This window comes from Nonomuraea sp. GTA35 (genome assembly GCF_041950525.1).
In the GTDB taxonomy this organism is placed as follows: domain Bacteria; phylum Actinomycetota; class Actinomycetes; order Streptosporangiales; family Streptosporangiaceae; genus Nonomuraea.
The window spans coordinates 169523-188602 of the sequence record NZ_JBGNUV010000016.1 but is presented as its reverse complement, the minus strand read 5'-3'; the positions used below and the strand labels follow the sequence as shown (position 1 = coordinate 188602).

Below are 19080 nucleotides of genomic sequence, written 5' to 3'. Positions count from 1 at the left end.
GAGGACGAACGGACGACCCGACGGACCCGCAGGTCACGAGCGGCAGGCACCACCCGTGGCCGGCGGGGCCGCGCGGCGGAATGGCCAGGCCCGGCCTGCCGGATCGCGCTGCCCGGCACCCCGATCAGCGACCCGAGCTGGCCGTTGACGGCGCGGCCTGCGCCGACGAGCACGCCGTTGCGGTCACGGGGAATTGTGGAGCCGGGTGGCGCGGCTGAGCCTCGGGACGCTGTCGAGCAGCCTCCTCGTGTACGGGTGCTCGGGCGAGCCCAGCACGTCAGCCGTCAGACCCTGTTCCACCACCCGGCCCTGTTCGATGACCGCCGTGTCCGCGCACAGCGCCGCCACCACGCTCAGGTCGTGCGAGACCACCACGACCGTCAGCCCGTGGCTCTCGGCCAGCCGGCCGAGCAGCTCCACCACGCGTACCCGGGTGGTGACGTCGAGCGCGCTGACCGGCTCGTCGGCGAGCAGCACGCGCGGCCGGCCCACGATGGCCCGGGCGATCGCGATGCGCTGCCGCTGCCCGCCGGAGAACTCGTGCGGGTACCGGCGGGCGGCGTCGGGCGGCAGCCCGACCGAGCGCAGGGCCTCGGCCACCCGGTCGGCGGCCTCGTCCCGCCGGGCCGCGCGGGAGCCGGGGGCGAGCAGGCCGAGCGAGCGCAGCGGCTCCGAGACGATCCGGCCGATCCGCCGGCGCGGGTCGAGCGAGGAGTACGGGTCCTGGAAGACCGGTTGCACCGCCCGCCGGAAGGCGGGATCGCGCGGGACCAGGTCCGCACCGTCGAACAACACCCGGCCCGAGGTCGGCCGGGCCAGGCCCAGCAGCAGCCGCAGCAGCGTGGTCTTGCCCGCGCCCGACTCGCCGACCAGTGCCAGGCCGCGCCCGGCGGGCACGGCGATGGAGACCTCCGCCAGCACGGGACGCCCGCCCCGGTAGGCGAAGCCCGCCCGGTCCGTGGCCAGCACCGCGGGGACCTCCGCGGGCCCCGCGTTACCGGCCTGCCCGGGACTGCCGCTCACGGGGCCAGCCTGTCGAGCTCGGACTCCAGCGCCCACGCGCTGTTCACCAGCGCGCGCGTGTAGGCGTGGCGTGGTTCGCGCACGATGTCACGTGTCCTTCCTGACTCCACCATGGATCCGTCCTTGAGCACCGCCACCCGGTCCGCTACGTCGGCGACCACGGCCAGGTCGTGACTGATGAACAGCAGCGCCATGCCCCGTTCCGTCACCAGCCCGTCCAGCAGCGCCAGGATCTCGGCCTGCACCGTGACGTCCAGGGCCGTGGTCGGTTCGTCGGCGATCAGCAGCCGGGGCTCGCAGGCCAGGGCCATGGCGATGGCCGCGCGCTGCCGCTGGCCGCCGGAGATCTCGTGGGGGTAGGCGCCGGCCACCCGTTCCGGCAGCCGCACCTCCGCCAGCGCGTCGAGCACGGCGGCCCGCAGCCGTACGCCGCGCAGGCCGCGGTGGCGGCGGATCGGCTCCGCGAGCTGCCGCCCGATCCGCATCAGGGGGTCCAGCGCCGTCAGCGGCTCCTGGAAGACCACCGCGGCGGCCCGGCCGCGGACCCGGTCCAGCCTCCGGTCCGGCGTCCCGATCACCTGCGTGCCGCTCAGCAGGACGCTGCCGCCTGACGTCATGCCGGCGGGCAGCAGGCCCATGACGGCCAGCGCGGTCAGCGACTTGCCGGAGCCGGACTCGCCGATCAGGCCCAGCCGCTCCCCGGGCGCCAGGGCGAGGGACAGGTCGCGGACCAGCTCGCGGCCGTCGGCGCGGCGCACGGACAGGCCGGTCACCTCAAGGGGGTTCATCGGCTGCTCCCTCGCATCGGGTCGGCCAGGTCGCGCAGCCCGTCGGCGACCAGGTTCACGCCCACGACGAGGACGACGAGCAGCACGCCCGGCGCGATGGCGCCCGTCGGGGAGGTCAGCACGGTCGCCTGCGCCTCCTGCAGCAACCGCCCCCACGAGGCGTTCGGCGGGGGCGGCCCGAGACCGAGGTACGACAGCGCCGCCTCCGCCAGCACCGCCAGCCCGAGCTGCAGCGCCAGGTTGACGAGCAGCGTCGGCCAGATGTTCGGCAGCACGTGTTCGACGACCACCTGCGGCCACGACGTGCCCGACGTGCGCGCGGCCGTGATGTAATCCTCCGCCAGCACCCGTTTGACCAGCACCCGCGTCAGCCGGGCGACGACCCCTGACATCGCCAGCCCGATGGCGATCACCGCCGAGCCGAGCGACGCCTCCCGCGCCGCCACCACCAGCATGGCCAGCAGCAGCGTCGGGAACGCGATGACGATGTCGAGCGCCGCCGACAGCGCGTCGTCCAGCCAGCGGGTCGCGAAGCCCGCGAGCAGCCCGGCGGCCACGCCGAGCAGGCCGCCGAGCAGCACGGAGCCGATCCCGACCGTGAGCGCGATGCGCGCGCCCACCATGAGCTGGGTGAGCAGGTCGCGGCCCAGCTTGTCAGTGCCCAGCAGGTGCGCGCCGCCCGGGGGCACGAGCCGGCCGCCCGTGGTGTCGGCCGGATCGTACGGCAGCCACACCAGCGACACGGCGGCCACCACGAGCACCGCCCCCACCAGCACGCAGCCGACCACGAACGTGAGCCGTCCCTTCACGGCCGCCCCCCGCCGACGTGCGCCCGCAGGCGCGGATCGACCAGCCGCTGCACGAGGTCCGCCGCGAACCCGATCACCAGCACCGCGAACGTGCTGACCACCAGCACGCCCTGGATGACCGGATAGTCGTGCTCGGCGATGCCCTCGACCAGCAGCGTGCCGAGCCCCGGCAAGGTGAACACGCTCTCCACCACCACCGCGCCCAGGAACGTCGTGGCCAGTTCGATGCCGAGGATCGAGATGACCGGAACGGCGGCGTTGCGCACCCCGTGCCGCCACATGGCCCCGGCGAACGACGAGCCGAGGGCCCGCGCGGTCCGCAGGTGGTCGCTGCCCAGCACGTCCAGTGTGGCCGAGCGCACGTACCGGATGAGCGAGGCCGACATGACCAGCGCGATCGTCACCACCGGCAGCGCCAGCGAGGTCAGCGCCCTGGCCGGGTCGGCCCAGTCGTCACGCGGGAACCCGCCCGCCGGCAGCACCCGCAGCCGCAGCGCGAACACGGTCACCAGCAGCAGCCCGATCCAGAACACCGGGACCGCGATGCCGAGCTGGGACAGCCCGTTCAGCGCCGACCCGTACCATCGGCCGGAGCGCCACGCGGCCACGAACCCGACGGGCACGGCCACCACCACGGCGAGTGTGAACGACAGCAGCGTCAGCGGCACCGTGACCACCAGCCGGGCCGCGATCTCCGGCCCGACCGGCAGCCTGCTGACGAACGACGTGCCGAGGTCCAGCCGGGCCAGCCCGCCCAGCCACGCCCAGAACTGCTCGGCCGGCGGCAGGTCCGAGCCGATCTGGCGGCGCGCCGCGGCGATCTGCTCCGGCGTGGCCCCCACCGACAGCAACGCGTTGGCCGGGTCGCCGGGCAGCAGCCGCAGCAGCACGAACAGCAGCCCGGCCGCCGCCAGCAGCGACCCCAGCAGGAAGGCGGTACGGCGCAGCAGGTAACGCGCCATCAGGCCTTCTTGATCCCGTACGCGTAGAACTGCGAGTTCAGTCCGTTGACCGGGTAGCCCGACAGCTTGGAGGAGGCCACGACGATCTGCGGGTAGAGGTAGAGCCAGTCGCTGGCGGCGTCCTCGGCGATCTTCTTGTTGGCCTTCTTCAGCAGTTCGGTCTGCTCCTCGGCGGTCTTGGCCTGCTCGGCCTGGGCCACCCACCCGGAGACCTGCTCGTTGTCGTAGCCCCAGTAGAAGCCGGGATCGCCGTACCAGACGACGTCCCGGTCGTTGACGTGCTCCTGGAGCGTGGCGGCGAAGTCGCGGTTCTTGTAGACCTTCGTGTACCACTCGTCGGCGGTGATGACGTGGATGTCCACCGTGATGCCGACCTTGGCCAGCTCGCTCTTGATGAACGTGGCGGCCGTGGGGTGCGGGTCGTAGTTCGGCGTCTCGAGCGTGAAGCGGAAGCCGCCGGCGTACCCGGCCTCGGCGAGCTGCCGCTTGGCCAGCTCGACGTCGTACGGGTCGAGCGACGTCAGGTCCTCGTACCAGGGGTCGGTGGGCGGCACCATCGAGCCGATGAGGCTGCCGTGCCCCGCCCACACCGACTCCAGCAGCTTGGCGTCGTCGATGGCGGAGGCGACCGCCTTGCGCACGAGCGGTTTGTCGAACGGCGCCTTCCTGTCGTTGAAGGCGAGCAGCAGCTTGGTGGTGGAGTGGCCCTCGCTGATCCGGTAGTCGGGGTTGCCGGTGAACTGGCTCAGCGCGTCGGGGCTCTGCTGGCTGGTCACGATGTCCACCGCGCCGGTCAGCAGCGCGTTGTTGAGAGCCGTGGCCTCGGTGAAGTAGTGGAAGACGACACCGTCGTTGGCCGGCCGGGCGCCCCAGTAGCCGGGGAAGCGCTCCAGACTGAGCGAGGAGCCACGCTTCCACGTGCCCAGCTTGTACGGCCCGGTGCCGTCCTCGTCGGCGGCCAGGTCCTTGGCGGCGCTGTTGACGACCCACACGTAGCTCAGGTTGTAGACCAGCGAGATCGACCGGTTCGACAGCGTCACCACGACCGTGGCGTCGTCGGGGGCCGCAACCTTCTTGATCACCTTGAGGTTGCTCTTACGCGCCGACTGCGAGTCCTCGGCGAGGACACGCTCGATGCTGCTCTTCACGTCGGCGGCCGTCAGCGCCTTGCCGGAGTGGAAGCGCACGCCCTGACGCACCCTGAAGGTGTAGGTGAGGCCGTCGCCGGAGACCTCGTAGCCCTCGGCCAGCAGGTTCTCCACCTTGCCGGCATCGGTGAGCCTGAACAGGCCCTCGTACACGTTGCCGTTGAAGGCCTCCGTCACGCCCTGGCCGCCGCCGGCGGTGTTGTCGAGGTTCTGGGGCTCGTACAGGGAGCCGACCTCGATGGTGGCACTCGCATCGGGCGCTGCGGTGGCCCCGCCATCCGGTGCGTTTCCCTCGCCGGATCCGCACGCGGCCAGGGCGAGGGTGAGCGCGGCCACGACTGCGGCGAACTTGCTGGTCAACATGACTCCATATGAAAACGATAGGTTTAGTGGACTATATCCCCCTTCGCCGGAATCGCTGCCTTCTCCCCCCGGAAGGAGGGGTTCGATGACCTGATGCGGCCCGTGTTCACTACGGCCCTGTTCTTGCCACAGGGCTGACCAAATGGTTAGTATTCTGAGCATGCGGTCAAGCGATGATGCCGATCTCACGGCGCGTGCCCGGATCAGGAACGCGGCCCTGGAGCTGTTCGGCGCCGAGGGCGTGGGCGGGGTCAGCCTGCGGGCGGTCGCCACCCGTGCCGGGGTCTCCCACGCTCTGGTGCTGCACCATTTCGGCAGCAAGGAGGGGCTGCGCAAGGAGTGCGACGCGTACGTGATCTCGCTGGTGCGCGGCGGCCCCGGCATCGACGCGCTCGACGACGCGGCCGGGCTGGGCGCGCTGCTGGAGGCGGGCGCCGGAGTGCGCCGCTACCTGGCGCGGGCCTTCCTCGACGGCACCCCGGAGGCCGCCGCCCTGTTCGACGAGATCGTCGAGACGACCGGGCGGTGGCTGGAACAGGGTGTACAGGAGGGGTGGGCCCAGCCCAGCGAGGACCCGCGGGCGCGGGCGGCGATCTACGTCACCTGGCTGCTGGCGCCGCTGGCCTTCGGCGAGCACCTGTCCAGGGTGCTGGGCGTGCCCGACCTGCACGACACCGACGCCACCCTGCAGTACTCCAGGGCCGCCGTCGAGATCTTCACCCACGGCGTGTTCGCCGACGACCGCGCCCTGGCGGCGTGGGACGCGGTCAAGAAGGAACGCAGGCCACGATGAAGGTCCTCATCCTCACCCACGGAACGCGCGGCGACGAGTGGCTGGGCGTGCCCGCGGTGCCCGCCGCGCTGCAACCGGTGTGGGTGCCGACCGGCTGCGCGCCGAGCGGCTGAAACTGCCCCGGCGGCGCGGGCGGCACGACTTCCTGCGCCGCCCGGACGGCGGCCCGGCCACTCGTACTGCAGGGCTTCAGCGCGCATGTGCTGCCGGACGGGCTCGACTACCCGCCGTGGGTGCACACCACCGGCTTCTGGTTCCCGCCCGCCCCGCCAGGGTGGACGCCCTCGCCGGAGCCGGCCTCGTTCCTGGCGGCGGGGGACAGGCCGGCCTACATCGGGTTCGGCAGCATGGCGGGCAACGGCCCCGAGCGGGTGGGGCGGGTGGTGGCCGAGGCCGTGCGGCTGGCGAGGGTGCGGGCGGTGCTCGCGTCCGGGTGGGCGGCCTGCGGGTGGCCGACCAGCCGTTCTGGGCCGCCCGCATGCACGCGGCCGGCGTCGCCCCGCCGCCGCAACCCCAGCGGCGTCTCACCGCCGAAGGGCTCGCCGCCGCCATCGGCCAGGCCCTGGACCTGGAGGAGATCGCCGGACGCCTGGGGCATCTCATCCGGGCCGAGGACGGAGCACGCCGCGCCGTCAAGATCCTGGAGTCGCCGGCATGAGCATCGCCGGACACGTCTCGTCCACCACGACCCCGTACGGCCCCCGGCCGTCGTCCTTCCCCCATCGGAGTGAACATGACCAACATCGCCGGCCTGCTGACCGCCCCCGACCGTGACGCGTTCCTCGCCGGCCTGGCCAAGGAGGGCCCGGTCAGTCGTGGCACCTATGTGGACGGCACCCCCATCTGGCTGGTCACCGGCTATCCGGAGAGCGTCACGGTGCTGACCGATCCGCGCTTCAGCAGCGACGTCGCCAAGCAGGCCAAGGTCGACGTGGCGGCGGCGGCCGGACTGCCCGCGGACGTGGTGCCCTACCTGATGCGCACGCTCGGCGCCTATGACCCGCCGGACCACACCCGGTTGCGCAGGCTCGTCTCCCGCGAGTTCACCGCCCGCAGGGTCGAGGGGCTGCGCCCGCGCATCCAGGAGATCGCCGATGAGCTGCTGTCCGGCCTGCCCGAGGAGTTCGACCTGATCGAGCGGTACGCCTACCCGCTGCCGATCCAGGTCATCTGCGAGCTGCTCGGCGTCCCCGCACAGGATCGGGACACCTGGCGCGGCTGGGCCGCCGACCTCGGCGCACCCGATCTGGACCGGCTCGCCGCCGGAGCCAGAGGGCTCGTCGGCTACATGCGCGACCTGATCGCCGTCAAGCGGGCCACCCCGGGCGACGACCTGCTGTCCGGGCTGGCCAAGGTGCGGGAGGACGACGGGGACCGGCTCAGCGACGAGGAGCTGATCTCGATGTCCATCAGCATCCTGATCGCCGGACACGAGACCACCGTCGGCCTCATCAGCCAGAGCGTCTGGCTGCTGCTCACCCGTTCCCTCGACCTCGTCGACATCGCGGCGGCGGTGGAGGAGCTCCTGCGCTACAGCGGGCCCGCCGAGATCGCCGTCCTGCGCCACACCCTGGCACCGGTGGAGCTCGGCGGTGTCGGCATCCCGGCGGGGGAGGCCGTCCAGGTCGTGTACGCGGCGGCGAACCGCGACCCGCGCCGCTTCGACCGGCCCGGCCTGCTCGACCTGCACCGTCCCGACAACGCGCACCTCGGCTTCGGGCACGGCATCCACTACTGCCTGGGCGCCGCGCTGGCCCGCGCCGAGACGCAGATCGCGCTCACCAGCCTTCTCGAGCGGTTCCCGAAGCTCACCCTGGCAGGGGAGGTCGGCTGGCAGCCGGGTCTCAAGCGGGCGCTGACCGGGCTGCCCGTCCGCACGTCGCCGCGGAGCTGACGATGGCATGCCGCCGGTCTCGATGACGCGTACGAATTGCGAGGGCGGTCGGCGATGGTGGACGCATGAACGGGTCAGCTGGTGCGTTCACCTGGATCTCGGACTCGAGGGAGCACGCCCCGTCATGGCCATCACCCTCACCGATCAGGACCAGCTCACCCTCCGCACCGCCGCCTGGGGTCCCGGCCGGCAACAGGGCGGCGCCACAGCTCGTGGTCGCGAGGAGAAGCCCGGCGCCGAGCCGCGCAGGATCTGCGGCTCGTCGTCGACGACGAGGATCCTGGTCATGAGGTCACCTCTTGGAAGAGATCGGCATCCGGATGGTCATGGTGAGGCCTCCTCCGGGAGTCTCTTCGGGTTCCAGCGTGCCGCCCATGGCCTCGGTCAGCCCGCGCGACAGCGCGAGGCCGAGCCCGACGCCAGTGCCGTTGTCGCGGTCGCCGAGCCGCTGGAAGGGCAGGAAGACCCGCTCGTGCTCCTCGGGCGGGATGCCGGGGCCGCGGTCGATGATGCGAATCTCGACCTCGTCGTCGTGCCGGCTGCCGGTGATCAGCACATCGTGGCCGGGCGGGCTGTGGCGCACGGCGTTGGCCATGAGATTGACCAGCACGCGTTCCAGAAGGGCCGGGTCGGCCTGGATCTCGGGGAGGCCGAAGGGCACGTTGCCTTCGACGCGGTCGCGCATCGGGCCGAGGTCGTCGACGGCACGGGGGATGACGTCCTCCAGGGCGACGGGTTGCAGGGAGAGGCCGAGCACGCCGGCCTGCAGGCGGCTCATGTCGAGCAGGTTCTCCACCAGCCGGTCCAGCCGGTCGAGCGACTCGTCAGCGGTGGCCAGCAGTTCGTCGCGATCCTCCGGCGTCCAGTCGACGTCGTGGCTGCGCAGGCTCTCGACGGCGGCCTTGGCGGCCGACAGCGGGGTACGCAGGTCGTGGCTGACGGCGGCGAGCAGCGCGGTGCGCATCTTGTCGGCTTCGGCCAGCGGCCTGGCCTGTTCTGCCTCCTGCTGCAGCCGTTCCTGGCGCAGGGCGACGGCGGCCTCGGCGGCGAAGGCCTCCAGTACGCGCCGGTCGCCGGCGTCCAGCAGCCGGCCGCGGGCGGCCAGCACGAGGCGGTCGTTGATCTGGACGTCGGTGTCGGCCACCGCGGGGGCGGTGCAGGGCGCGGCGCCGGAGGTGGCGATGATGCGCCAGGCTCCGGGTTCGGCCTGGTCGTCCGGGGTGGGCTCGGCGATGCGTTCGAGCAGGGTGACCGAGTCCAGGCCGAACGTCTCGCGCAGCCGTCCCAGCAGGGAGGGCAGGGCGGCCTCGCCGCGCAGCACGTGCCCGGCCAGCGTGGACAGCGCCTCGGCCTCGGCACGGGCTCGCGCTGCCTCTCTGGTACGCCGGGCGGCCAGGTCGACGATGGTGCTGACGGCGGCCGCGACCAGCACGAACACCACCAGCGCGAGGAAATTCTCCGGGTCGGCGATGGTGAGCCGGCCGACGGGCGGGGTGAAGAACCAGTTGAGCAGGAGCGAGCCACCCACCGCCGCGAAGATCGCCGGCCACATGCCGCCGATCAGCGCGACCCCCACGACCAGGCAGAGGAACAGCAGGATCTCGCTGGGCAGCGAGATCACCTCGCGGAACGGCAGCAGAGCGACGGTCAGCAACGGCATGCCCGCGACCGCGACCGCCCAGCCGGACAGCCGGCGCTTCCTGTTCAGCGCGGCCCGGGCGCGCTCGGGCCGCCTGCGACCCTGCTTGGCCTCCTCATGGGTGACCAGGTGCACGTCGATGGGGCCGGACCGGGCAGTGGTCTCCACTCCGACACCACGGGAGAGAACCTGGGCGAACCGGCCGCGCCGGGAGGCGCCGAGGACGAGCTGGGTGGCGTTGACGCCGCGGGCGAAGTCGAGCAGCGCGCGGGGGATGTCGTCGCCGACGACCTGGTGGTAGGTGCCGCCCATGCTCTCGACCAGGGTGCGCTGGCGGGCCAGGCTGGCCGGATCTCCGCCGGCCAGCCCGTCGGCGCTGGTCACGTGGACGGCCAGGAGGTCGGCGCCCTTGGTGCGAGCAGCGATCCGGGCGGCCCGCCGGACGAGCGTGTCGCCCTCCGGGCCGCCGGTGAGCGCGACGACCACGCGTTCGCGCGCCTCCCAGGTGCCGGCGATGCCGTGGTCGCTGCGGTAGCGGTCGAGCTGCTCGTCCACCTTGCCCGCCACCCACAGCAGGGCCAGCTCGCGCAGCGCGGTCAGGTTGCCGACGCGGAAGTAGTTCGACAGCGCCGCGTCCACCTTCTCCGGCGCGTAGACATTTCCGTGGGCCATGCGGCGGCGCAGCGCCTCCGGGGACATGTCCACCAGCTCGATCTGGGTGGCCCGCCGCACCACCTCGTCCGGGACGGTCTCGCGCTGCGGGATGCCGGTGATCTGTTCGACGACGTCGTTGACGGACTCCAGGTGCTGGATGTTGACCGTGGAGATGACGTCGATGCCGGCGTCGAGGATCTCGTCGATGTCCTGCCAGCGCTTGGCGTTCTTCGAGCCGGGCACGTTGGTGTGGGCCAGCTCGTCGATCAGGGCCACCTTCGGCGCGCGCTCGATGAGCGCATCCACGTCGAGCTCGGTGAAGGTGGCGCCACGGTAGACGATCGCCTCGCGGGGGATGATCTCCATGCCCTCCAGGAGGGCGGCGGTGCGGGGGCGGCCGTGGGTCTCGACGAAGCCCACGACCACGTCCCGGCCGCGCTCGACGGCCCTGCGGCCCTCGCCGAGCATCGCGTAGGTCTTGCCGACCCCGGGGGCCGCCCCGAGGTAGACCCGTAGCCGCCCCCGCACGTCAGCCCCGGTCGAGGGCGAGGTTGAGTTCGAGCACGTTGACCGCGGGCTCGCCCATGAAGCCCAGCGCCCGGCCGGTGGTGTGCTCGCCGATCAGCGTCCGCACCCGGTCGAGGGGCAGGCCGCGCTCCTTGGCGACGCGGGGGGCCTGGAGCTCGGCGTAGGCGACGGAGATGTGCGGGTCCAGGCCGGAGCCGCTGGCCGTCACCGCGTCGGCGGGCACCTGCACGGTTCTCACGTCACCGCGGACGGGGACGGTGCGGCCGGCCGCGTAGTCCTCGCCCGGCTGCGCGCACTCGACCAGCTTGCCCTGGTAGGTGGGGATGAACGGGGTGGCGGGGCAGGCCTGGTTGACGGCCACGGCCTTGTCGGGGAAGACCTTCAGCACCGCGCCGACCCCGTCGGGGGTGCAGTACGGGCGGGCGCCGCTGACGCCTTCCAGCTCGCCGGCCGCCTTGGAGCGAGCGCACACCTGGGTGAGCAGCGACTGCCTGCCCTCGTCAGGATTGCCTTCCTCGTCCTGGGCGCCCGGCACCGGCAGGGTGTCGATGACGTCCTCCGGGCCGAGGTTGCTCGCCGAGGTGGAGGTCGGGTCGTAGCCGTCGCCGGCCGCCGACGGGCGGGACTGGAAGTACTTGCGGACGGGATTGCCGCCGGCGTCGGTGAAGGACTGGCCGATCAGCGAGCTGCCGACGGCCTTGCCGTCCTGCTCGATGATCGAGCCGTTGGCGTGGTCGTTGAACAGGGCCTGGGCCACGCCGGTGGCGGCCAGCGGGTAGATGATGCCGGTGACCACCGTGAGCACGAGCAGCGCGCGGAGCGCGGCGAGGTGCCGGCGGATCCAGCTGGGCATGCGGTCCATTTATGACATCCCCGGAAGGAATTGGATCAGCAGATCGATGATCTTGATGCCGATGAACGGGACGATGATCCCGCCCAGGCCGTAGACGTACAGGTTGCGCGACAGCAGCTTGGAGGCGCTGGACGGGCGGTACCTGACCCCTCTGAGCGCCAGCGGGATCAGCGCGATGATGACCAGCGCGTTGAAGATGACCGCGGCGAGGATCGCGGACTGGGGGCTGGACAGGCGCATGATGTTGAGCGCGTCCAGGCCCGGGTAGACCGCGGCGAACATGGCCGGGATGATCGCGAAGTACTTGGCGATGTCGTTGGCGATGGAGAACGTGGTCAGCGCGCCCCGGGTGATGAGGAGCTGCTTGCCGATCTCGACGATCTCGATGAGCTTGGTCGGGTTGGAGTCGAGGTCGACCATGTTGCCGGCCTCCTTGGCGGCGGAGGTGCCGGTGTTCATCGCGACGCCGACGTCCGACTGGGCCAGGGCGGGGGCGTCGTTGGTGCCGTCGCCGGTCATCGCGACCAGCCGGCCGCCCGCCTGCTCCTTCCTGATCAGCGCCAGCTTGTCCTCCGGCGTCGCCTCGGCCAGGAAGTCGTCCACGCCCGCCTCGTCCGCGATGGCCTTGGCGGTCAGCGGGTTGTCACCGGTGATCATGACGGTGCGGATGCCCATGCGGCGCATCTCGTCGAAACGCTCGCGCATGCCCTCCTTGACCACGTCCTTGAGGTGGATCACGCCGAGGACCCGGCCGCGTTCGGCGACGACCAGCGGGGTGCCGCCGGAGGCGGAGATGCCGTCCACGAGGTGGCCGATGTCGTCGGTGGGGTGGCCGCCGGCGTCGCGCACCCACTTCATGACCGCCGTGGCGGCACCCTTGCGGACCTCCCGGCCCTCGAAGTCCACGCCGGACATGCGGGTCTGCGCGGTGAACGGCACCCATTGCGCGCCGTGGATCTCCCGCTCGCGCAGCCCGTAGCGCTGCTTGGCGAACACCACGATCGAGCGGCCCTCCGGGGTCTCGTCGGCCAGGCTGGACAGCTGCGCCGCCTCCGCGAGCTCCTGCTCGCTCACCCCCTTCACCGGGACGAACTCGCCGGCCTGCCGGTTGCCCAGCGTGATGGTGCCGGTCTTGTCCAGCAGCAGCGTCGAGACATCGCCCGCCGCCTCCACGGCGCGGCCGGACATGGCCAGGACGTTGCGCTGCACCAGGCGGTCCATGCCGGCGATGCCGATGGCCGACAGCAGCGCGCCGATCGTGGTGGGGATCAGGCAGACGATCAGCGACACCAGCACGATCCCGGTGACGCCGTCGCCGGTCAGCGCCGGCGAGTCCGGCACGCCAGGGTTGACCGACTTGGAGAAGATCGCCAGCGGCTGCATCGTCGCCGTGGCCACCAGGAAGATGACGGTCAGCGCGGCGAGCAGGATGTTCAGCGCGATCTCGTTCGGCGTCTTCTGCCGGTTCGCACCCTCCACCAGGGCGATCATCCGGTCCACGAAACTCTCGCCCGGCTTCTGGGTGATCTGCACGATGATCTTGTCCGACAGCACCCTGGTGCCGCCGGTGACCGCCGACCGGTCGCCACCCGATTCCCGGATGACCGGGGCGGACTCGCCGGTGATGGCGGACTCGTCCACGCTGGCGATGCCCTCGATCACGTCGCCGTCTCCGGGGATGATCTCCCCGGCCTCGACGATCACCAGGTCGCCCTGCTTCAGCTCGGACGCCCCGACCACGTCCCACTCCGTCGCCTCGCGGCTCTTGAGGCGGCGGGCGGTCGTGTCGCGCTTGGCGGCCCGCAGCGTGGCGGCCTGCGCCTTGCCGCGTCCTTCGGCGACGGCCTCGGCCAGGTTGGCGAAGATCGTCGTGAGCCACAGCCACACCACGATGGCCCAGGAGAAGAACGACGGCTGGAAGACGGCCAGCACGGTGGTGAAGACGGCGCCGATCTCGACGATGAACATCACCGGATTGCGCCACATGGCGCGCGGGTCGAGCTTGCGCAGCGCGTCCGGCAGCGACCTGATCATCTGCTTCGGGTCGAGCAGGCCGCCGCCGACCCGGCCGTTCTGCTTGGGTGCCGGCTTCTCCAGCACAGGGGTTGACATGTCTACAGCAGTCCTTCTGCGAGCGGGCCGAGCGCCAGGGCGGGGAGGAACGTCAGAGCGACCAGGATGATCGTCACGCCGACGACCATGCCGACGAACTGCGGCCGGTACGTCGGCAGCGTGCCGGCCGAGGCGGGCACCGGCGCCTGCCGGGCCAGCGACCCGGCCAGGGCCAGCACCAGCACGATCGGCAGGAACCGGCCGAAGGCCATGCACAGGCCGAGCGTGGTGTTGTGGAAGGTGGTGTTCACGCTCACGCCGGCGAACGCGGAGCCGTTGTTGTTGGAGGCGCTGGTGTAGGCGTACAGGATCTCCGACAGGCCGTGCGGGCCGGAGTTCAGCATCGCCGAGCGGCCGGTCTCGGTGGCCATCGCCACCGCCGTGCCGAGCAGCACCAGCGTCGGGGTGATGAGGAAGTACAGCGAGGCGAGCTTGATCTCGCGGGCGCCGATCTTCTTGCCCAGGTACTCCGGGGTGCGGCCGACCATCAGGCCCGCCACGAACACCGTGATCACGGCGAGGACGAGCATGCCGTACAGGCCCGCGCCGACGCCGCCGGGGGCGACCTCGCCGAGCAGCATGTTGAAGATCAGCATGCCGCCGCCGATCGCGGTGTAGGAGTCGTGGAAGGAGTTCACCGAGCCCGTGCTGGTCAGCGTGGTGGCGGTGGCGAACATGCCCGAGTTCGAGACGCCGAAGCGGCTCTCCCGGCCCTCCATCGCCTGCCCGATCGCCTGCGGCACCGTGCCGCTCGCACCCAGCTCCGCCCACTGGGTGACGCCGACGCTGATGATCGCGATGATCGCCATCACGCTGACGATCGCGTAGCCCTGCCGGTTGTCACCGACCATCCGGCCGAACGTACGCGGCAGGCAGGACGCGATCACCGTCAGCAGGAAGATCGTCAGCCAGTTCGTCCACGACGTGGGGTTCTCGAACGGATGGGCCGAGTTGACGTTGAAGATGCCACCGCCGTTCGTGCCCAGGTCCTTGATCGCCTCCTGGGAGGCTGCCGCGGCCGGGGTGAACGTCTGCTCGCCACCGGTCAGGGTCGTCCACGTGCTGTGATCGGCGAACGTCTGGATCGCGCCCCCGGCCACCAGCAGCAGCGCCGCCACGAACGCGATCGGCAGCAGGATGCGCAGGGTGCCGCGGACCAGGTCCACCCAGAAGTTGCCGAGCGTGTCGGTCTTGCTTCGGGCGAAGCCGCGTACCAGGGCTATGGCGACCGCCATACCGACCGCGGCCGAGACGAAGTTCTGCACCGCCAGACCCGCGGTCTGCACCACGTGGCCCATCGTGGCCTCACCCGAGTAGGCCTGCCAGTTGGTGTTGGTGACGAAGCTGACCGCGGTGTTCCAGGCCAGCGACGGCTCCACGGGCTCCATCCCCAGCGACAGGGACAGATGGTCCTGCAGCCGCTGCAGTCCGTACAGGAACAGGATCGACAGCACCGAGAAGGCCAGCACACCGCGCGCGTAGACACCCCAGCGCTGCTCGCTGTCGGCGTTGACGCCGAGCAACCGGTAGGTGACCCGCTCCACGGCGTTGTGCCTGGTTCCGGTGTAGACGCGGAACATGTAGTCGCCCAGCGGCTTGTAACAGACGGCCAGGGCGAGAAGGAGGGACCCGATGAACAGGATCCCCGCCACGGTCGATGACATCAGAAACGCTCCGGGAACAGCAGGGCCGCGACCACGAAGATCACCAGGCCTACGACCACGACAAGACCCACGGCGTTCACGGCACTCACAGCCGCTCCACCGCCTTCACGACCAGCCCCAGGACGACGAAGATCGCGACCGTCAGGGCGACGAAGATGACGTCGGTCATCCCCACTCCTCAATCTGGACAGGGTGTTCTGCCGCACCTGCTGGGCGGCCCCGGAACCAGCGAACCGTGAGATTGGGAGGGTTTGGCCGTTCTTGACGGCATTCATACGGCTGATGCCCGAATATTGACGCCCCTTCTACGCTCGGCCCCGCAAGCACCTCCATCTGCGACGTGGGGCGCGGATGGGCTCGTTGTCCGTCTCGCTGCGCCACACCATCGCGTACGGCAGGTGCCCCATGTCGGTGACCGGCAGGTAGGTGATGTCCGGCCGTACCCGGTAGCGGGTCATGTGGGCGGGGAACAGCACGACGATCTCGGCCATGCCGGCCAGGGTGATGGCCTCTTCGGTGTTCTGCACCACGGCGCCCCGCTCGAGCGTGCGGCCGCTGCGGTTGGTGCGCTCGAACAGCGGGGCGCCGATCTGCCGTTCCTGCTTCTGGATCGCCTGGGTGACGCGGGCGGGTGACAGGCACAGCCGGGCAGCGGTGCGGCCGAAGTGCAGCTCCGCGGCCAGGGTCAGGAAGAGCTAGATGTCGCGCAGTTCCACGCCTGGCCTGCTCCGTTTACTCCCACTGAAGGTGATCTTTCGGGATTCGTCGTTGTTCCGGGCGTTCACCGTGCTTGATCCTCGAATCGCACGAACCGTTCGTTCGATGGAGCTTGTTGATGGACGTCCTCATTTCCGGCGCCGGCGTCGCCGGGACCGCTCTGGCGTACTGGCTGCGCCACCACGGTTTCACCCCCACCGTGGTCGAGCGGGCCCCGCGGGTGCGTGCGGACGGGGGCCCGGTGGGCTTGCGCGGCGAGGCACTGGACGTGCTGGACCGCATGGCCCTGCTGGAGCAGGTCAAGGCGCTGAACATGCGCCTGGGCGGCGCGGCGAGCACAGACGGTGACGGTGACCTGCCCGCGGTGGTCCTCGCGGGCGACCTGCAGATCCTCAGGGGTGACCTGATCGGCCTGCTCCACGAGGCCACCCGCCGGCAGGTGGAGTACGTCTTCGGCGACTCGATCGCCACGCTGGAGCAGGACGCCGACGGCGTGCGGGCCACCTTCGAACGCGGCCGGCCGCGCCGCTTCCACCTGGTGGCCGGTGCCGACGGGCTGCACTCGCGTACCCGCTCGCTGGTCTTCGGGCCGAGCGAGCGGTTCGTACGGCACCTGGGCATCTACACGGCGACCTTCAGCCTGCCCGACTGCCTTGGCCTGCGCGACACCGGCCGGCTCCCCAGCATGCCTGGCAAGGCTGCCGACATCCTCAGCACCCGCGACGGCACCGAGGCGTACGCGGCGCTGCACTTCGCCTCCGGACCGCTGGGCTACGAGCGTGACGACGTCGCGCAGCACAAGCGCATCGTGGCCGCGCAGTTCGCCGGCGAAGGCCGGCCGGTCCCGCGCCTGCTGGAGGAGATGGGCAGGGCGGAGGACTTCTTCTTCGACGCCAACACTCAGGTGGAGATGGACCGCTGGTCCTCGGGCCGGGTGGTGCTGCTCGGGGACGCCGGCTACTGCGCGGCGCCGACCTCGGGCCGCGGCGCCTCCCAGGCGCTGATCGGCGCCTACGTCCTGGCCGGCGAGCTGGCCGTGGCCGGTGGCGAGCACGTGGTGGCGTTCGCCGCCTACGAGCGGGAGATGCGCGGCTTCGTCGCCGAGCATCAGCAGATGGGGCGCGAAGAGGCCGACCGGTTCTTCATGGGCACGCCCCTTCAGGCAGGGCTTGGCACGGTCGCCGCCGGCGCACCGGGGGTGGCCCGCGGGCAGATCGTCAGGCTGAAGGACTACGCGTCCAGCTTCGCAGCGACGTGACCTATGCAAACCGTGAAGGCTCGATCTCCACCGGCCTTCACGCTCACCGCCACCAGGCGGTGTCGTGTCAGCGGCCGCATCAGGACGGCGACGGCCTGGTGTCAGAGCGCTCGGCGATCGTGGATGCCATGAACGATTCGGCGAGGACGGCATCGAGGGCGGAGGCGACTTTCTCGGGCGACCCGGCCTGAGCCGTTCAGCTACCCGCACTCCAGCGTCCGCCCGTTCACGTGATTTTTCGTAACGAATGTGAAGGAGCACATAGCCATGTCCATCACCCTCTCCGAGCAGGACCAGCTCACCTTGCGGACCGCCGCGTGGGGCGCCGTGTCGCTGATGTCGGCCGCCGGTGCCGCCGGCTCGGCGCACAAGGCCGCCACCGAGGGCTCCATCGCCCTGACCTCCGCGACCGGCCTGGTCGGGCACGTACTTGCCAAGGCGCCCAAGGGCGTGAAGTACGGCAGGACCGTGGCCGAACTCGCCGACCAGGTGCTGCCAGCCCTGACGCAGTCCGTCAGCCTGCTCCAGCAGCGGGACCCGGCCGAGGCCGCCGACTTCCGCCGCACCGTCCTGGTCGCCGTCGAAGCGTCCACCCGGGGTGAGGCCGGCCCCGCCATGGCGGAGATGGCCCGCAAGATCACCGCGGCCCTCGACGCCGCCTCCGTCTCACTCGGCACGGTTGCCGCGGACAGCGTCCCGGCCGTGCCCCAGGCCGGCCAGGACCGCCCGGAGCTGGACAAGGTCCTCCAGGAGATGGTCGATGCCGGTTTCGTCGGGGTGTCGCTGCGGGTGCACGATGAGCGTGGTGAGTGGACGGGCAGCGCCGGAACGGCCGAGCTCGGCGGCACCGAGGCGGTGCCGGTGGACGGGCACGTGCGGATCGGCAGCAACACCAAGACCTTCACCGCCACGGCGGTGCTGCAACTGGTGGCCGAGGGCAGGATCGGCCTGGACGCGCCGGTGGCCGACTACCTGCCGGAGTTCGGGCTGGACCCGCGGATCACGGTGCGGATGCTGCTGCAGCACACCAGCGGCGTGTTCAACTTCACCGGCGAGTACTACGAGGACGGCACCTTCGCACCCGGCATCCCGGCCACCACGGCGGGCCGGGAGTGGGTGGACCACCGCTTCCACACCTACCGGCCCGAGGAGCTGGTGCGGCTGGCGCTGTCGAAGCCGGCGCGGTTCGAGCCGGGCACCGACTGGAGCTACGCCAACACCAACTACGTGCTGGCCCGGCTGCTCATCGAGCGCGTCACCGGCCGCCCGGTTGCCGAGGAGATGCAGCGGCTCATCATCGGCCCGCTCGGCCTGACCGGCACCCTGCAGCCCACCACCGAGACCGGCATCCCCGCCCCGCACCCGCACGCCTACTACCGCTACGAGACCGACGGCCAAGAGATCGTCCTGGACGTCACCGAGCACAACCCGTCCTGGATCTCCAGCGGCGGCGACATGATCTCCACCAGCCGCGACCTGCACACCTTCATCACCGCCCTGGTGGGCGGCAAGCTGCTGCCGGCCGAGCTGCTGGCCGAGATGTGCACACCGGAATCGAAGGCCGGCTACGGGCTGGGCGTGTTCGTGCAGCAGGCCCCCGGCGGCGGCACCCTGATCACCCACAACGGCGGCATGGCCGGCCACGCCGCGCTGATGTACAGCACGCCCGACGGCAGCAAGACTCTCACCGCCGCGCTCAACTACGTCGACGACGCCACCCTGTCCATGGGAGCGGCCTTCCAGCAGGCGACCCAGCGCCTCGTCACGGAAGTCTTCGGCAACGAGCAGACCGGACCGGCTCAATAGCCGCAAGCACCAGAAACAGGCCGGTAGGCGAGCTGACGAGACCCGCAGCCGCCTTCCGGCACCCGGCCT

Annotated in this window: 17 protein-coding genes and 1 pseudogene; 5 read left to right on the top strand and 13 right to left on the bottom strand. The window is 71.2% G+C overall.

Features of this window, described 5'->3' with window-relative positions:
* Positions 1-183: 183 nt before the first annotated feature.
* The 5 genes from ACBJ32_RS48480 to ACBJ32_RS48460 are packed head-to-tail and all read right to left on the bottom strand — an operon-like array spanning position 184 to position 5093.
* A complete protein-coding gene (locus ACBJ32_RS48480; RefSeq protein ID WP_375132661.1) occupies positions 184-1023 on the bottom strand; it encodes an ABC transporter ATP-binding protein in 840 nt (279 codons plus the stop codon).
* Positions 1020-1811 (bottom strand): ATP-binding cassette domain-containing protein, encoded by a 792-nt coding sequence (locus ACBJ32_RS48475; RefSeq protein ID WP_375132660.1) that lies wholly within the window; start codon positions 1809-1811, stop codon positions 1020-1022. Before ACBJ32_RS48475 ends, ACBJ32_RS48480 begins: the two co-directional genes overlap by 4 nt.
* Positions 1808-2620 carry an ABC transporter permease gene (locus ACBJ32_RS48470; RefSeq protein ID WP_375132659.1) on the bottom strand — a complete coding sequence of 271 codons (813 nt, stop codon included), beginning with the start codon at positions 2618-2620 and terminating at the stop codon, positions 1808-1810. The genes ACBJ32_RS48475 and ACBJ32_RS48470 overlap by 4 nt, the downstream gene beginning before the upstream one ends.
* Complete coding sequence (locus tag ACBJ32_RS48465) at positions 2617-3582, bottom strand: ABC transporter permease (RefSeq protein ID WP_375132658.1); 966 nt, start codon at positions 3580-3582, stop codon at positions 2617-2619. Before ACBJ32_RS48465 ends, ACBJ32_RS48470 begins: the two co-directional genes overlap by 4 nt.
* Positions 3582-5093 carry an ABC transporter substrate-binding protein gene (locus ACBJ32_RS48460; protein WP_375132657.1) on the bottom strand — a complete coding sequence of 504 codons (1512 nt, stop codon included), beginning with the start codon at positions 5091-5093 and terminating at the stop codon, positions 3582-3584. The genes ACBJ32_RS48465 and ACBJ32_RS48460 overlap by 1 nt, the downstream gene beginning before the upstream one ends.
* A 160-nt stretch (positions 5094-5253) precedes the next feature.
* Between ACBJ32_RS48460 and ACBJ32_RS48455 the strand changes: the two genes are divergently transcribed.
* From ACBJ32_RS48455 to ACBJ32_RS48445, 3 genes are all read left to right on the top strand, one after another.
* Positions 5254-5886, top strand: a complete 633-nt coding sequence (locus ACBJ32_RS48455; protein WP_375132656.1) for a TetR/AcrR family transcriptional regulator — start codon at positions 5254-5256, stop codon at positions 5884-5886.
* A 433-nt stretch (positions 5887-6319) separates the two neighbouring features.
* On the top strand, positions 6320-6544 hold the full coding sequence (locus ACBJ32_RS48450) for a hypothetical protein (RefSeq protein WP_375132655.1): 225 nt from the start codon (positions 6320-6322) through the stop codon (positions 6542-6544).
* Between the two features lie 75 nt (positions 6545-6619).
* Positions 6620-7780 carry a cytochrome P450 gene (locus ACBJ32_RS48445; protein ID WP_375132654.1) on the top strand — a complete coding sequence of 387 codons (1161 nt, stop codon included), beginning with the start codon at positions 6620-6622 and terminating at the stop codon, positions 7778-7780.
* A gap of 144 nt (positions 7781-7924) precedes the next feature.
* Here ACBJ32_RS48445 and ACBJ32_RS48440 read toward each other — a convergent pair whose 3' ends face one another.
* The 8 genes and pseudogenes from ACBJ32_RS48440 to ACBJ32_RS48405 form a co-directional block, all read right to left on the bottom strand.
* The gene (locus ACBJ32_RS48440) at positions 7925-8068 is read right to left on the bottom strand and encodes a hypothetical protein (protein ID WP_375132653.1); all 144 of its coding nucleotides are present in this window, start codon (positions 8066-8068) and stop codon (positions 7925-7927) included.
* Between the two features lie 4 nt (positions 8069-8072).
* Positions 8073-10601: a DUF4118 domain-containing protein gene (locus ACBJ32_RS48435; RefSeq protein ID WP_375132652.1), complete on the bottom strand. Its 2529-nt coding sequence runs from the start codon at positions 10599-10601 to the stop codon at positions 8073-8075.
* 1 nt (position 10602) lies between these two features.
* Positions 10603-11463 carry a potassium-transporting ATPase subunit C gene (locus tag ACBJ32_RS48430; protein ID WP_375132651.1) on the bottom strand — a complete coding sequence of 287 codons (861 nt, stop codon included), beginning with the start codon at positions 11461-11463 and terminating at the stop codon, positions 10603-10605.
* A complete protein-coding gene (gene kdpB / locus ACBJ32_RS48425; RefSeq protein ID WP_375132650.1) occupies positions 11464-13566 on the bottom strand; it encodes a potassium-transporting ATPase subunit KdpB in 2103 nt (700 codons plus the stop codon).
* A 2-nt stretch (positions 13567-13568) separates the two neighbouring features.
* Complete coding sequence (gene kdpA, locus ACBJ32_RS48420; protein WP_375132649.1) at positions 13569-15230, bottom strand: potassium-transporting ATPase subunit KdpA; 1662 nt, start codon at positions 15228-15230, stop codon at positions 13569-13571.
* Positions 15230-15319 carry a K(+)-transporting ATPase subunit F gene (gene kdpF / locus ACBJ32_RS48415; protein WP_148433700.1) on the bottom strand — a complete coding sequence of 30 codons (90 nt, stop codon included), beginning with the start codon at positions 15317-15319 and terminating at the stop codon, positions 15230-15232. The genes kdpA and kdpF overlap by 1 nt, the downstream gene beginning before the upstream one ends.
* A 216-nt stretch (positions 15320-15535) precedes the next feature.
* Positions 15536-15757, bottom strand: a complete 222-nt coding sequence (locus ACBJ32_RS48410) for a hypothetical protein (RefSeq protein WP_375132648.1) — start codon at positions 15755-15757, stop codon at positions 15536-15538.
* A gap of 39 nt (positions 15758-15796) precedes the next feature.
* A pseudogene (locus ACBJ32_RS48405) lies at positions 15797-15913 on the bottom strand (LysR family transcriptional regulator); the annotation flags it as partial.
* A 152-nt stretch (positions 15914-16065) separates the two neighbouring features.
* Between ACBJ32_RS48405 and ACBJ32_RS48400 the strand changes: the two are divergent.
* Positions 16066-17205 (top strand): FAD-dependent monooxygenase, encoded by a 1140-nt coding sequence (locus ACBJ32_RS48400; protein ID WP_375132647.1) that lies wholly within the window; start codon positions 16066-16068, stop codon positions 17203-17205.
* Between the two features lie 267 nt (positions 17206-17472).
* The gene (locus ACBJ32_RS48395; protein ID WP_375132646.1) at positions 17473-19011 is read left to right on the top strand and encodes a serine hydrolase domain-containing protein; all 1539 of its coding nucleotides are present in this window, start codon (positions 17473-17475) and stop codon (positions 19009-19011) included.
* The last annotated feature ends 69 nt before the right edge of the window (positions 19012-19080 follow it).

Bases quoted from the DNA above. Each gene is read 5' to 3' on its own strand.
- ACBJ32_RS48475 (WP_375132660.1), bottom strand. From the start codon at position 1,811: ATGAACCCCCTTGAGGTGACCGGCCTGTCCGTGCGCCGCGCCGACGGC.
- ACBJ32_RS48465 (WP_375132658.1), bottom strand. From the start codon at position 3,582: ATGGCGCGTTACCTGCTGCGCCGTACCGCCTTCCTGCTGGGGTCGCTG.
- ACBJ32_RS48460 (WP_375132657.1), bottom strand. From the start codon at position 5,093: ATGTTGACCAGCAAGTTCGCCGCAGTCGTGGCCGCGCTCACCCTCGCC.
- ACBJ32_RS48455 (WP_375132656.1), top strand. From the start codon at position 5,254: ATGCGGTCAAGCGATGATGCCGATCTCACGGCGCGTGCCCGGATCAGG.
- ACBJ32_RS48445 (WP_375132654.1), top strand. From the start codon at position 6,620: ATGACCAACATCGCCGGCCTGCTGACCGCCCCCGACCGTGACGCGTTC.
- ACBJ32_RS48440 (WP_375132653.1), bottom strand. From the start codon at position 8,068: ATGACCAGGATCCTCGTCGTCGACGACGAGCCGCAGATCCTGCGCGGC.
- ACBJ32_RS48430 (WP_375132651.1), bottom strand. From the start codon at position 11,463: ATGGACCGCATGCCCAGCTGGATCCGCCGGCACCTCGCCGCGCTCCGC.
- kdpB (WP_375132650.1), bottom strand. From the start codon at position 13,566: ATGTCAACCCCTGTGCTGGAGAAGCCGGCACCCAAGCAGAACGGCCGG.
- kdpA (WP_375132649.1), bottom strand. From the start codon at position 15,230: ATGTCATCGACCGTGGCGGGGATCCTGTTCATCGGGTCCCTCCTTCTC.
- ACBJ32_RS48400 (WP_375132647.1), top strand. From the start codon at position 16,066: ATGGACGTCCTCATTTCCGGCGCCGGCGTCGCCGGGACCGCTCTGGCG.
- ACBJ32_RS48395 (WP_375132646.1), top strand. From the start codon at position 17,473: ATGTCCATCACCCTCTCCGAGCAGGACCAGCTCACCTTGCGGACCGCC.